Below are 14,050 nucleotides of genomic sequence, written 5' to 3' on the forward strand. Positions count from 1 at the left end.
CCTCAACGTCGTCTGGGGGGTGATCGGCCTGGCGGCCGTCACCCGGATGGCCAGGACCAGACCCAGGAAGAAGACGGTGAACACCCCATGACCCGGCTGGTCGAACTGAGCCACCCCATCACCGAGGGCATGCGCACCTATCCGGGCGTCCCCGGACCGCGGCTCGGCGCGCACCTGACCAGAGAGGCCTCGCGCGAGGTCTACGCGCCCGGCACCGAGTTCCACATCGGCAGCATCGAGCTGGTCGCCAACACCGGCACCTACCTGGACACCCCGTACCACCGCTACCCCGACGGCGCCGACCTGTCCGGGGTGCCGCTGGAGGCGATCGCCGACCTGCCGGGAGTGGTCGTGCGGGCCGAGGGCCTGCGCTCGGTGGGGCCGGACCGGTTCGCCGGACACGACGTGCGGGGGAAGGCCGTGCTCGTCCAGACCGGCTGGGACCGGCACTTCGGCACCGAGGACTACTTCCACGGCCATCCCTACCTCGAACCCGCGGCGGCCGAGTGGCTCGTGGCCCAGGGCGCGGCACTCGTCGGGATCGACACGCTGAACATCGACGACACCCCGCCACGCGGCGAACGCCCCGCGCACACGCTCCTGCTCGGCGCGGGCATCCCGATCGTGGAGCACATGACCGGCCTGGGCGCGCTCCCCGACACCGGCTTCCGCTTCCACGCCGTCCCGCCGATGGTGGTGGGCATGGGCACCTTCCCGGTCCGCGCCTACGCGGTCGTGAACGGCTAGCCGCGCCGGTCCCGGCGGCGCCCGCGGCCGTCCGCTAGCTGTCCTCCCCCTCCCAGGTCCTGTCCTCCTCCCGCCACGCCTCGTTGCGCTCGGCCGCGGTCTTCAGCGCGTTGGCCGCGGCCTCCCGGGTCTCGTAGGGGCCGAGCCGGTCCTTGTTGGGGCACCCCTCGTCGGGTTCGACCGCCATGTGCTTCAGGCAGAACCACCACTGATCGCTCATGACGGCAATACTGCCCACTGGGAAGCACAACTAGACTGGGGGACCATGACGACACTGCTCCAGCCCGGGCGGATCTCGCCCATCCGCAAGGTCCCCGCCGGCATCGAGCGGCCGGAGTATGTCGGGAAGAAATCCCCGAAGACCGGCGAGTCCGATGTCAAGACACCCGAGATCATCGAGCGGATGCGGATCGCGGGCAAACTGGCCGGCCAGGCGCTCGAGGAGGTCGGCAGGCACGTGGCGCCCGGCGTCACCACCGACGAGCTCGACCGGATCGGCCACGAGTTCCTCTGCGACCACGGCGCCTACCCCAGCACGCTCGGCTACCGGGGCTATCCCAAGTCGCTGTGCACCTCGATCAACGAGGTGATCTGCCACGGCATCCCGGACGACACGGTGCTGCGCGACGGCGACATCGTCAACGTGGACATCACCGCCTTCATCGGCGGCGTGCACGGCGACACCGACGCCACCTTCCTGGTCGGCGACGTGGACGAGGAGTCACGCCTGCTGGTCGAGCGCACCCGTGAGGCCACCGACCGCGCGATCAGGGCCGTCGCGCCCGGCCGTCAGCTCAACGTGGTCGGCCGCGTCATCGAGGCCTACGCCAAGCGGTTCGGCTACGGCGTGATCCGCGACTTCACCGGCCACGGCATCGGCACCACCTTCCACTCCGGCCTGATCGTCCCGCACTACGACGACCCGTCGCTGGCGGTCACCCTGGAGCCCGGCATGACGTTCACCATCGAGCCCATGCTGACCCTCGGCACCATCGACTACGACATCTGGCCCGACGGCTGGACCGCCGTGACCAAGGACCGCAGGCGGACCGCCCAGTTCGAGCACACCATCCTGGTCACCGACACCGGCCGGGAGATCCTGACGCTCCCCTGAGGCCCCGGCCGGGAGCCTCCCGCACGCTGTGCCCCGCCCCCGCCATGGCGGCGCCGCCCCGTCAGCGCCCGCGGGGCACCACCCCGGTGACGGTGGTCCCGCCGCCCTCGACGCCGTTGACGGTGAGCGTGCCGCCGAGACCGGCGAACTCGGCCCGCATGACCGCGACCCCCCGGCCGGCGGCGGGGCCGGAGAAGCCGACGCCGTCGTCGCTCACGGTCATGCGCAGGCCGCCTCGGCCCAGGGTCACGGCGACGGAGACCGCACCGGCCCGGCTGTGCCGCTCGACGTTGGACAGCGCCTCGCCCAGCGTGGCCATGACGGCCCGGGCGGTCCGGGGATCGACGTCGTCACCGGGCAGCGCCCAGATCTCCGCGACGGTCCCGGTGCGCTCGGCCCACTCGGCGAGATGCTCCTCAAGAGCCTGCGCCAGGCTCCGGTCCCCACGCATGCGCACTTCCTCGGACACTGCTCGACCTTCCTGATGCGCAGCCACCGGTCTCACGCCGAGCGTGCGGCCGATAGGTGTCACTGGGCGTGGCGCGCGGCCACCAGACGCCGCACCCACCGCGTGCTCCCCGGACCCCGATCGCCTACAAGGCTACCGGAGGCACCCGAAACGGTGGCGGCGGATAGGCAGCAGTAACCGGCCGGTTACTCGGCGCGCTCCCTCTTGTTGAGCTCGGCCAGGTAGTCGTTGTAGGCGTCGAGCTGCGCGTCACCGCTCCCGCCGGTGCGGGCCGCGGCGGCGTCGGCCCGGCGGTCGGCGCGACGGGCCTTGCGGTCGTCGTCCTGCCACCACTGGAAGGCCAGCGCGAGCAGCACGATCAGCGTCGGGATCTCACCGAAGCCCCAGGCGATGGCGCCGCCGGTCTGCTGGTCGGCGATCGCGGAGGTGCCCCAGGTGCGGCCGAGCTGGTCGTACCACTCGGCGGCGAGGACGGTACCCATGCTCATCAGCGCGATGCCGAAGAACGCGTGGAAGGGCATCGTGACGAACAGCAGCATCAGCCTGGCGTAGTGGGGCAGCTTGTGGGGCGCCGGGTCCACACCGATGATCACCCAGAAGAACAGGGAGCCGCTGAGCAGGAAGTGCACCGTCATGGCGATGTGGCCCAGGTGCTCCTCCATCGCGGCGGCGAACAGCGGGGTGAAGTACAGCGCGTAGGTGGAGGCGACGAAGATCGCGGTGGCGATCGCCGGGTGGGCGACGAAGCTCACGAACCTGCTGTGCAGGATGGTGGTCAGCCACTCGCGCGGGCCCCGGTCGCCCCGCCGGGCGGCGGGTTTGAGCGCGCGCAGCGCCAGCGTGACGGGGGCGCCGAGCACCAGGAAGATCGGCACCAGCATGGACAGCGTCATGTGCTCGGCCATGTGGACGCTGAACAGCACCTTGGCGTAGCGGGCCACGCCGCTCTGGGTGGCGATGACCAGGATCAGCAGGCCGGTGAACCACGCGGCGGTGCGGCCCATGGACCAGGAGTCGCCGCGCCGGGCCAGCCGTATGATCCCGGCGAGATAGAGCCCGCCGAGCAGGGCGATCAGGGTGCCGGAGAACAGGTCGAGCCACCACAGCGAGGCCAGGCCGGCCAGTGAGATCTCCGGCGGCATGGGGTAGCCGAGCAGTTCGAAGGCCCGGTCGGCCGGCAGGAGCGCCGGGGGCGGGGCGGTGCGGGAGAGCGCGACGGCCAGCCCGACGGTCGCGGCCATGACGAGGACCTCGCAGGAGGCGAAGCGGACGAAGACGCCCGGTCCGCCGGCGGCCAGCTCGGGCAGGGTCCGCTTGCGGTGCCACCAGCCGATGGCGCCGAGCGCCGCGAACGCGACGGTCTTGGCCAGCAGCAGCAGGCCGTAGGCGGAGGTGAACAGCTCCGAGAGCGAGGTGAGCCGGGCCAGCACGCTGAACAGGCCCGACAGTCCCACGGCGATGAAGCACCACATCGCCATCGAGGAGAACCGGGCGGCGGCGACCTCCAGGTGCGGCTGGCGCCGCAGCGCGTGGGCGCAGAGCACGGCCAGGCCGCCCACCCAGAGCGCGAGGGCCATCAGGTGCACCGCGACGCCGGTGGTCGCCAGGTCGTGGTTGGGCGAGGAGGAGGAGTGGCCGGTCAGCGCCGGAGGCAGGAGGGTGGCCAGAGCGAGGACGAGCAGGCCGCCGGCCGCGCCGACGGTGATCGCCCCACGGGCGAACAGCGCGATCGCCACCCCGAACAGCACCACCAGGGTGAGCGCGATGCCCTGGGAGACCTGGCTGGCGTAGCTGGTCAGCTCGTTGCCGCCGAGCACGTCGGCGACGGGCAGGCCGAGCGCGTCGGACAGGCTGAACACCATCGTCGCGGCCGCCGCGCCCGCCCAGACGAGCGCCAGCCACGAGGCGGCCTTGGCGTAGACGAGGGCGGACCTGCCGAGCATCCCCTTGTCGCTGGGGAGGAAGACCGCCGCGGCCAGCAGCACGCCCACGGTGAGCACGCCCGCCGCGTCCATCGTCAGCTTGGCCAGGGGCAGCCCCCAGCGGGTGAGCGCGCCCTGGTCGGGCAGTCCGGGGATGATGCGCGGGGTCGCGGCGCCTCCGGCGATCATGGCGATCACCAGCCCGACCACTGCCGCGGCCACGCCCGCCAGGGCGAGCCTCGCCGTCCGGCCGGTCCCCGCCCCCTCGGCCTGGGCGGCCCGCCCCTGCCTGCTCACGGCTGCTTCTTGTTGCGCATGCTGAAGAACAGACCGATGCCGACGCCGGTCACGCCGCCCACGATGAGCCACATCCAGCCGGGCACGCCGCCGGAGTCCTCGGGCGCGTCCTGCGTCTGGGCCGCGGGGGCCGGGCTGAGCGCGGCGGTGGCCGGCCCGGCGGTGACCCCGGTCGCGGCGGGCGCCGGGGTCGCGCTCTCGGCCGGCGCCGCGGTCGCGCTCTCGGCGGGTGCCGGGGACTCGGAGACCGTCTCGGACGGGGTCGCCGACGGGGAACCGACGAGGGTGAAGGGGATCTCCCCCTCGATCGGGTGACCGTCGGAGGAGACCACCCGGTAGGCGATGACGTATTTGCCGGGCGGCAGGTCCTCCTTGAGCGCCTGGGTCACCACCGCGCCGTCGACGACGGGCTTGCCGTCCTGATGGGCGACGTTGTCGGCGGTGTGCACGACGACGTTCGGGAAGCGCACCGAGGCGCTGAACGTCAGCTTCACCTGCTTGAGGCTCTCGACCTTGGCGCCCTTGGCAGGGTCACTGCTCTTGAGCGTGTCGTGGGCGAGGGCGGGCGAGGCGAAGGCCGTGCCGAGGACGAGGACGGCGAGAAGCGCGAGAACGACCGCGACAGGGGAAGTCTTCATGGCAGTCTCAAGGCTACCGACGCCATCACGCGGTCCTGACCTCCCCGTCCCGATCTAGAGGCCCACGCAGGCCAGCGCCCGCTGGTAGGCGTCGACACTGCGGGCCGGCTCGTCGACCCGCTCCAGGACCCGCGCGACGGTCAGCCACGCGTGGGCCGTGTAGCGGGTGGTCGGCGACTGGTCCAGGCACTCCGCCCCGGCCAACAGCTCCTGCACGGCCATGTCCTGCCGGCCCAGCTCGGCGAGGGTCTCGCCGTGCAGCAGCCGGGCCTCGGCCTGCAGCACCTGCGGCATGCCGTCAAGCAGGTCGCAGACGGCGCGCATGTGCTCGCCCGCGCGCTCGGGCCGGGAGAGCAGCAGCTCCACCCGGGCGAGGTTCATCGCGCAGCGCATCTTGTCCATCGGGCTGGCGGAGGACTCGATCAGCTCGCTCTCCACCTTGAGCAGCACCTCACGCCAGGCCTGCGCCTCCATGGGCCGCACGGTCAGCAGCACCTGGGCGTAGTCACCGCGCAGGCGGGCCAGCCGGCGGGGGTCGCCGTACTCGGACTGGATGGCGATGGCCCGCTCGACGTGGGTGACGGCCTCGTCGGCGTGGCCGGTCTCCACCGCGACGATCGCGGCGCCCCAGTGGGCCAGGGTGAGCGACTGCGGCGAGCCGAGAAGGTCGGCGGCGGCGAGCACCTCCGCCGAGAACTGGCGGGCCCGCAGCAGGTCGCCGCGCTCGACGTAGGCCGCGAGGAGCTGGGCGCCCAGCCTCATCAGGTCGTCGGTCCAGGCGGGCCGGACCGCTCCGCCGAGGATCTGCTCGGGGATGTGCACCGCCTGGGCCAGGTCGCCCTGCTCGCGGTAGCACCGCGAGAGCGCGACGGCGACCGCGACGTGGCGCTCGGGGGCCATCGCCGTGGCGTCGTTGCGGCGCAACCTGTTGAGCAGGACGATCGCCTCCTCCAGGTCGCCGCAGGCCTCGGTCGCCAGCGCCAGGCCGTATTCGGCGTCCTGCCTGAGCTGGGGCAGGCCCGCCAGGCCGTTGTCGGCGAGGATCTCGGCGTAACGGGCGCGCGCCTCGACGACCTCGCCGTTGTCCATGGCCAGCTGCGCGTAGTTCAGCGCGAGCTCGATCTCCTGCATCTGCTCGGCCGTCACACCGTTGATCAGATACGTGAGGGAGCAGTCGAGCTTTTCGGCCAGGAGCTCCAGCACCGCGAGGGTCGGAGTGCGCTTGCCGCTCTCGATGAGGGACACATAGCTGTCCGACAGTTCTGGATGAGCCAGCTGCGCCTGGGAAAGGCCCCGTTGCCGGCGGACGGTCTTGATGCGCTGCCCGACCAAGTCTTGACCAGTCACGTTACCCCTTGAAAGATGTCATTCGAGCAGCAGAACCTACGACAGGAGTCTCCCCGTGCGCCGACGTCTCGCCTTGTCCGCCCTCGCCATGCTATTTACGGCCGCCTTTGCCGTCACCGGCAATGTTACGACCGCAAGCGCTGATTCGTCTGCCCCCTCAGGGTCCACCTCTGAGTATTCTTCCGAGTTGAACATCCTGCAGGGCCTGGGCTGGAACCACCCGGACTGACCGGAGGGTCAGCTCGCCCGTAGGGCGACGGACAGGTCCGCCCGGTCGGCCGTCGCGGACGGATCCCGGTTGGTGAGCCTCTCCATCCGGCGTGCGCGGTAGCGGACCGTGTTGACATGGACGTGCGGGCGTTCCGGAAACCCACGCAGTCGAAGAACGCCTCAAGCGTCCGCACCGGCTCGGAACGGTGCGGCGGTCATCGTCGGGCAACGACCCCAGCATCCTCACCGCGGACGACCGCCGCACGTCGCCGGGGACGGTGACCGGCGACAGCGCGTGCATGCAGACCTCGTCGCCGGTCACCGCTCCCCGGCGCGGGCGCCGACCGGCTGATTCGACCGCACAAGAAGGACTTTTCTGCATTTTCCCTTCTTCCTGCGGTCAGGAAACGGGCCGGTGCCTCCCTGGCGGGTCTCCCCGGCCAGGACAGGGCGCGGCTCGACTCCCACGGCGCGTCGGCCGGCCGCCCCAACATCGACATAGCGTGAGAAAACTACATTCCGGGGCCGAACACAAGAGCAGGATAGTGCTCGGACGGCGCGCCTACCAGATGGTTGAATTCACCGGCGATCAAGAGTTCCACCCGGCGTGGCCGCCCGCCTCACCGCACCCGCCCCGCCCGGCGCGAGCGCCCGGCCCGGCCCGGCCCGAGGGATCCGGATCGGCCGGTCATCCCCCCGATATCCGGTCCACCCGGCGGCCCGATCGCCTAATTGAGCGGTATCGGGCCTAAGAACATCCGGTGCACTATTAACACATTACAAATGCCGTTATGTTTACGATGAGCGACTTGCCCGATAGGCGTATGCCGTCCGCCCTATAAAGGTTATTCGCCGGCGCTCGGGACGGGCGGGTCCGGCCGGAACGTGATCACGCCGCCCTGCGGCCGGGAAACGGGATCATGACGCCCTGAGGGCCAGGAACAGGTCCACCCGGTCGGCCATCGTGGACAGGTCCCGGCCGGTGAGCTCCTCTATCCGGCGGACGCGGTAGCGGACCGTGTTGACGTGGACGTGCAGGCGTTCGGCGCAGACGTTCCAGGAGCCCACGCAGTCGAGGAACGTCTCAAGCGTCCGCACCAGCTCGGAGTGGTGCCGGCGGTCGTAGTCGACCAACGGGTCGAGCGTCCGGTCCGCGAACGACCGCCGCACGTCGCCGGGGACGGTGGCCAGCAGCAGCGCGTGCGTGTAGATCTCGTCGCTGGTCGCGACCCCTCCGCCGCGCGCCTCGGCCAGCCGCCGCGCGTGCCCCGCCTCCTCCGCCCCGCCCCGGACCGCCGACGGACCGGTCAGCGCGGCGCTCACCCCGATCGACACCCGGACCCCGCTCAGCCCGGCCATCAGGGCCCGCGCGCCCGCCCGCAGCGTCTGCGCCAGCTCGCCCGCCGTACCGGCCAGCGGCACCAGCGCCACGGCGCCGTCCGCCACCGCCGCGGCCACCGCCCGGGGGCGCAGCAGCTCCTCCAGGACCCGGCCGCCGAGCCCGGGCAGGTCCGGCTCCCGGGCCGTCCCGGCCCACGTGACGGTCGCGTTCACCACGGAGTACGGCTCGGCCGGGCCGATGCCGCAGGTCCGCAGCCCGGCGTTGAGCTCGGCCGGATCGCTCCCCGCGGAGGCGGCCAGCGAGATCAGCTGCTCGGCGAGCCGGCGCTCGACCCGTCGGCCCTCCTCCATCCTGGTCCGCTCCAGGGCGACGCAGGCCGCCAGCTCGAAGCCGAGGTCCGCCTCGCCGAGCAGGTCGCCACCGCAGACCAGGGCCCAGCCCGCGGCACGGTGCTCGCGGCCCACGCCGAAGATGGTGAAGACCCCCGTAGGGGTGCGGACGGCGGACGGCAGCCGGGGCGCCGTCAGGTATTCGTGCGCCAGCCGTACGGCGTCCGCCGGGTCCAGGGCGCCGGCGACGACCGAGCCGGTGGCGGAGACGACCGCGCCGGTCATCGCCGGCTCCCCGTCCATCAGCGCGAACAGCTCCGACAGGCCGGCGCCCTCGGCGACCGCGGCGACGATCCTGCGGTGGCGGCCGAGGGCGGCGCGCAGCTCCCCGTGCCGGGGGGCGACCGTCTCGGCGACCGTCCGGAAGGAGATCTCGACCGGCACCTCCAGCAGCGGCAGGTCATGCGCCCGGCACGCCTGGACGAGGTCGTCGGGGACCGTGCCGAACCAGGCGCTGCCGGCGCCGAGCGCGGCCACCCCGGCCTCGACCAGGCGGCCCACGAACCGTTCGGAGTCTCCGGGCCCGTTGCGCCACATGAGTCCGGACAGCACCAGCTCCCCGCCGGACAGGTAACGCCCGGGGTCGGGCAGGTCGGTGATCTGCACGCCGGTGAAGCCTCGGTCCAGATGCTCCTCGCCCACCAGCAGGGTGAGCCCGAGCTCCGCCATCCCGACCAGGTCACGTATCCGCATAGTTGGATAAAACTACAAGAGCCGTCCACGGCCCCGTCCCACGTTTCGTCGTGTCCCCCATGTTCACCTCTGACCTGGGCTGATGTACTGCTGTGGTGAGCGGCATCGAGACTCGGCAGAGCCAGGTCCGGGGCCGGGGTGTCGGCGAGAGCGCGCCACGCCCCGACGGGACGCTGAAGGTGACGGGCGAGTTCGCCTACTCCTCCGACCTGTACCTCGCGGACATGGTCTGGGGGGTCACCCTGCGCAGCCCGCACCCGTCCGCCTGGATCCGCTCCGTCGACATCGGCCCCGCCCTGGCCATGCCGGGCGTGCTGGCGGTGCTCACCCACGAGGACGTGCCGGGCGAGAAGTTCCACGGCCTGGAGCACAAGGACCAGCCGGTGCTGGCCGTCGACCAGGTCCGCTACCAGGGGGAGCCGGTCGCGCTGGTGGCCGCCGACCATCCCGAGCGGGCCAGGCGGGCGGCCGAGGCGATCGTCGTGGAGTACGAGGTCCGCGAGGCGGTCACCGACCCGCGCCGGGCCGCCTTCGACCCCTCCTGCCCGACGGTCCACGACCACGGCAACGTGCTGCGCCACCAGCCGGTCCGGGTCGGCTCCGACTTCGAGGCCCCCGTGGTGGTCACCGGGGAGTACGAGGTGGGCATGCAGGACCAGGCCTTCCTCGGCCCGGAGTCCGGCCTGGCCGTACCCGCCGAGGACGGCGGGGTGGACCTGTACGTAGCCACCCAGTGGCTGCACGTGGACCGCGACCAGATCGCGCCGTGCCTGGGGCTCCCCCCCGAGCGGGTACGGCTGTCGCTGGCCGGGGTGGGCGGCGCGTTCGGCGCCCGCGAGGACCTGTCCATGCAGGTCCACGCGTGCATGCTGGCGCTGCGCACGGGCCGCCCCGTGAAGATCGTCTACAACCGCGAGGAGTCGTTCTTCGGCCACGTGCACCGGCATCCGGCCCGGATGCGCTACGAGCACGGCGCGACCCCCGACGGCAGGCTGCTCTACGTCAAGGCGGAGATCCTGCTCGACGGCGGCGCCTACTGCTCCTCCTCCCCCGCCGTGGTCGGCAACGCCGCCTCGCTCGGGGTGGGCCCGTACGAGGTGGACAACGTCTGGATCGACGCCTACGGCGTCTACACCAACAACCCGCCCTGCGGGGCCATGCGCGGCTTCGGCGCCGTGCAGGCCTGCTACGCCTACGAGTCGCAGATGGACAGGCTGGCCGAGGCGTGCGGCGTCTCCCCGGTCGAGATCCGCATCCGCAACGCGGTCTCCCAGGGGTCCGCGCTGGCCACCGGGCAGGTGATCGACAGCCCCGCGCCGCTGGCCGACATGCTCCGCGAGCTCGCGGCGATGCCGCTGCCCGAGGCCGCCGGCGCGGACCTGCTGGACATGCCCGGCGGCGTGTCGCAGACCACCCGCGGCGAGGGGGTGCGGCGGGGCGTCGGGTACGGCGTGGGCATCAAGAACATCTGCTTCTCCGAGGGCTTCGACGACTACTCCACCGCCCGGGTCAGGGTCGAGCTGCTCGGCGGCGAGCCGCACGTCCTGGTGCACACCGCCGCGGCCGAGGTCGGCCAGGGCCTGGTGACGATCCAGGAGCAGATCGCCCGCACCGAGCTGGGCGTCGACAGGGTGACGGTGGCCCAGGCCGACACCTCGGTGGGCTCGGCCGGCTCCTCGTCGGCCTCCCGCCAGTCGTACGTCACCGGCGGCGCGGTCAAGACCGCCTGCGAGGCCGTGCGGGAGCGGCTGGACAAGCTCCGGGCCGACGGGTCGACGCTGGTGGATGCGCTGGAGCGGGTCGGAGCGGTCGAGGAGACCCGGGAGTACCGGCACCGGCCGACCTTCCCGATGGACCCGGTCACCGGGCAGGGCGACTCCCACACCCAGCTCGCGCTGTGCGTGCACCGCGCCGTGGTCGACGTGGACGTGGAGCTCGGCCTGATCAAGGTCGTGGAGCTGGCGGCCGTACAGGACGTGGGGAAGATCATGAACCTGACGGCGTTGGAGGGCCAGATCCACGGCGGGTCGGCGCAGGGACTGGGGCTGGCGCTGATGGAGGAGATCCAGGTCACGGACGGGCGGGTGCTCAACCCCTCCTTCACCGACTACCTGATCCCCACCATCCTGGACATGCCGCCCATGAGAGTGTCGATCCTGGAGAACCCCGACCCGCACGCCCCCTACGGCCTGCGCGGCGCGGGCGAGCCTCCCACGCTGTCGTCCACCCCCGCCGTGGCCGCCGCCGTACGGGCCGCCACCGGCCTGCCCCTGTCCCGGGTGCCCATCCGTCCCCATGACATCGCGCCGAACGGGTAGGAGACGGTCATCCCCCTGTTCGAGGGGGGAGTCATGGATCGGTTCTTCGAGCTGTCGGCGCGCGAGACGACCATCGGCAGGGAGGTCAGGGGCGGCCTCACCACGTTCATGGCCATGGCCTACATCATCCTGCTCAATCCGATCATCCTGGGCGGGGCCGTCGACGTCACCGGGGTGAAACTGTCGATCTCGCAGCTCACCGCCTCGACCATCATCGCGGCGGCGGTGAGCACGGTCCTGATAGGGCTGGTGGGCAACGCGCCGTTCGGCGTCGCGGCGGGGCTGGGGCTGAACGCGGTGGTCGCCTACCAGGCCGCGCCGCACATGACCTGGGCGCAGGCGATGGGGCTGGTCGTGCTGGAGGGCCTGGTGATCGTGGTGCTGGCGGTCTCCGGACTGCGCCGACTCATCATGAACTCCATCCCGCTGGCCCTCAAGCACGCGATCAGCGTGGGGATCGGGATGTTCATCACGCTGATCGGGCTGGTGGACGCCGGGTTCGTCGCGAAGGGCACGGGCACTCCGGTGCAGCTCGGCTCCACCGGGCACCTGACGGGCTGGCCGGTGGCGGTGTTCTGCTTCGGCCTGCTGCTGGTGATCGTGCTGTTCGTGCGCAAGGTCCCGGGGGCCATCCTGATCGGCATCGTGGTCACCGCCGTGCTGGCGATCACGATCAACTCGGTCGTGAAGATCGACCCGGCGAGCTGGGGCGTCGTGGTGCCCCGGCTGCCGCAGGCGGTGGTGGCGGTGCCCGACACCGGGCTGATCGGCCAGGTGGACCTGTTCGGCGGGTTCGCCCGCGCCGGGGCGCTGACCGCGCTGATCGTGCTGTTCACGCTGGTGCTGTCCGGGTTCTTCGACGCGATGGGCACGATCATCGGGGTGAGCGACGAGGCGGGCCTGGTGGACTCCGAGGGCCGGGTGCCCCGGCTGGGGCCCATCCTGACCGTCGACGGCGTGGCCGGGGCGATCGGCGGGTACTGCAGCGCCTCGGCCAACACGGTCTTCGTGGAGTCGGCGGCCGGCGTCGGCGAGGGGGCCAGGACCGGCCTGGCCGCCCTGGTCACCGGCGGCATGTTCGTGCTGACCCTGTTCGTCACCCCGCTGGCGACGGTCGTCCCGGCCGCCGCGGCGGCCCCCGCGCTGGTGCTGGTGGGCGCGCTGATGATGACCCAGGCCAGGAACGTGCCCTGGGAGGACCTCACCCTCGCCATCCCGGCCTTCCTGACGATCGCCCTGATGCCGTTCACCTACAGCATCACCAACGGCGTCGGCGCGGGCGTGGTCACCTACACGGTCATCCAGGCGGCGACCGGCCGGGCCCGGCGGATCCCGTGGCTGCTGTGGGTCGTCACGCTGGTCTTCGCGGCCTACTTCGCCATCGAGGGCATCCAGGGGCTGTTCGTCTAGGCCATGTCGTCGAGGTCACAGGCGACGCCGTCCCTGTCCTTGTCGACGTACCACCTGTACTCCTTGTGGCGCTCCTGGTAGTAGGGCCCGTAGCCCTCCTTGTAGGCGGCCTTGCAGTCGGGGAACCTGGGGTCGAGGTCGCCGCGCCCGTCCGCCGGGGCGGCGTTCCTGCTCCCCGCCGTGGCGCTGCTGCGGCTCCCCGTGGGAACGGTGGTCGCGTCCGCGGCCGTGGCGGTGCCGGTGGGGGCCGTCGTGGCGCGGCCGGCCCCCGGTTGGGCCGTCCCCGTCTGGGCGGTGCCCGTCGGAGCCGTCCCCGTGGGAGCCGTGCCGGTCGGGGCGGTGCCGGTCGGGGCGGTGCCGGTGGGAGCCGTTCCCGTCGGAGCCGTGCCGGTGGGAGCCGTGCCGGTGGGAGCCGTGCCGGTCGGGGCGGTGCCCGTCGGGGCGGCCGGCGACTGCGGGGTCACGGGCTGGTCCGAGGACGGCTGGGGCTGCCCCGTGGACGGCGCCGTGCCGCGCAGCCGGGCGACCATGGCGTCCGCCTGCTCCTTGGTGAAGGAGCCCGCGATGCTGAGGCTGTCCTCGGTGATCACCTGGGCGACGCGGGGGGCGGCCACCACCTTCTCCCCCACGACGATCGCGATCTGCTGCTTGACCGCCTCCTGGGTCAGGTCGTTGATCTGGTCGCGGAAGGCGGGCGCGAACGCGATCCTGACCGAGTAGGCGCCGCTCTTCTCCTGGACCGTCTCGATCTTGTGCACGGCGGTCACGCTGACTCCCCCGGCGAGCGTGTAGCAGGTCTGCCCGGCGTCGTCGGGCATGCCGTCGGGGCTGGTGCAGGCGCCGGGCTGCGAGCCGGTCACCGGCGCGAAGTGGATGGGGACCGGCAGTCGCGCGGGAGGCGCCGCGCCGAGCGGCACGTCGGGATTCCTGGTCATGAGCACCGCGAGGGTGCCGAGCACGCCGGTGATCATCACGACGACGACCAGTGCGACGATCAGGACGACGGTGGTGACCCGGCTCGCCCTGGGGTCGCCCGGCGCGCCGCCGCCCGGTCCGGCCCCGGGCCCGCGCGGGCCCCGCGGGCCTCGGGTTGGTGCGCATGTCGGAGGCGTGCGGGGTGTCGTATGAGGTGCTGGCGTGGACGATGGAGTGGT

General features: G+C 72.2%; 12 protein-coding genes. 4 read left to right on the forward strand and 8 right to left on the reverse strand.

Features of this window, described 5'->3' with window-relative positions; genetic code table 11:
• Positions 1-87 precede the first annotated feature (87 nt).
• The gene (locus ACWDS7_RS38685) at positions 88-747 is read left to right on the forward strand and encodes a cyclase family protein (protein WP_451933306.1); all 660 of its coding nucleotides are present in this window, start codon (positions 88-90) and stop codon (positions 745-747) included.
• 34 nt (positions 748-781) lie between these two features.
• Here the strand turns inward: ACWDS7_RS38685 and ACWDS7_RS38690 are convergent, their stop codons facing one another.
• Complete coding sequence (locus ACWDS7_RS38690; RefSeq protein ID WP_451933307.1) at positions 782-967, reverse strand: hypothetical protein; 186 nt, start codon at positions 965-967, stop codon at positions 782-784.
• Between the two features lie 45 nt (positions 968-1,012).
• On the opposite strand from ACWDS7_RS38690, the gene map reads away from it, so the two are divergent.
• Positions 1,013-1,861 carry a type I methionyl aminopeptidase gene (map, locus tag ACWDS7_RS38695; protein WP_306857450.1) on the forward strand — a complete coding sequence of 283 codons (849 nt, stop codon included), beginning with the start codon at positions 1,013-1,015 and terminating at the stop codon, positions 1,859-1,861.
• Between the two features lie 61 nt (positions 1,862-1,922).
• Here map and ACWDS7_RS38700 read toward each other — a convergent pair whose 3' ends face one another.
• The 6 genes from ACWDS7_RS38700 to ACWDS7_RS38725 all read right to left on the reverse strand — a co-directional run bounded on the left by ACWDS7_RS38700 (position 1,923) and on the right by ACWDS7_RS38725 (position 9,168).
• Positions 1,923-2,312, reverse strand: coding sequence for a sensor histidine kinase (locus tag ACWDS7_RS38700; RefSeq protein WP_451933308.1), 390 nt, complete (start codon positions 2,310-2,312; stop codon positions 1,923-1,925).
• Between the two features lie 203 nt (positions 2,313-2,515).
• Positions 2,516-4,549: a cytochrome c oxidase assembly protein gene (locus tag ACWDS7_RS38705; protein WP_451933309.1), complete on the reverse strand. Its 2,034-nt coding sequence runs from the start codon at positions 4,547-4,549 to the stop codon at positions 2,516-2,518.
• Entirely contained in the window at positions 4,546-5,187 is a 642-nt protein-coding gene (locus ACWDS7_RS38710) for a copper resistance CopC family protein (RefSeq protein WP_306857444.1), read from the reverse strand. The genes ACWDS7_RS38705 and ACWDS7_RS38710 overlap by 4 nt, the downstream gene beginning before the upstream one ends.
• A 54-nt stretch (positions 5,188-5,241) precedes the next feature.
• Positions 5,242-6,534, reverse strand: coding sequence for a helix-turn-helix domain-containing protein (locus tag ACWDS7_RS38715; protein WP_306857442.1), 1,293 nt, complete (start codon positions 6,532-6,534; stop codon positions 5,242-5,244).
• Between the two features lie 237 nt (positions 6,535-6,771).
• A complete protein-coding gene (locus ACWDS7_RS38720) occupies positions 6,772-6,849 on the reverse strand; it encodes a hypothetical protein (RefSeq protein ID WP_451933314.1) in 78 nt (25 codons plus the stop codon).
• An 813-nt stretch (positions 6,850-7,662) separates the two neighbouring features.
• On the reverse strand, positions 7,663-9,168 hold the full coding sequence (locus ACWDS7_RS38725) for a PucR family transcriptional regulator (protein WP_451933310.1): 1,506 nt from the start codon (positions 9,166-9,168) through the stop codon (positions 7,663-7,665).
• A gap of 95 nt (positions 9,169-9,263) precedes the next feature.
• Between ACWDS7_RS38725 and ACWDS7_RS38730 the strand changes: the two genes are divergently transcribed.
• Positions 9,264-11,486, forward strand: coding sequence for a xanthine dehydrogenase family protein molybdopterin-binding subunit (locus tag ACWDS7_RS38730; RefSeq protein WP_451933311.1), 2,223 nt, complete (start codon positions 9,264-9,266; stop codon positions 11,484-11,486).
• A gap of 33 nt (positions 11,487-11,519) precedes the next feature.
• Positions 11,520-12,896, forward strand: a complete 1,377-nt coding sequence (locus tag ACWDS7_RS38735; RefSeq protein WP_451933312.1) for an NCS2 family permease — start codon at positions 11,520-11,522, stop codon at positions 12,894-12,896.
• Here ACWDS7_RS38735 and ACWDS7_RS38740 read toward each other — a convergent pair.
• The coding region (locus tag ACWDS7_RS38740; protein ID WP_451933313.1) for a SecDF P1 head subdomain-containing protein at positions 12,893-14,050 on the reverse strand (1,158 nt) is incomplete at its 5' end. The two genes, ACWDS7_RS38735 and ACWDS7_RS38740, sit on opposite strands and share 4 nt — an antisense overlap.

This window comes from Streptosporangium sp. NPDC003464, from assembly GCF_053588315.1.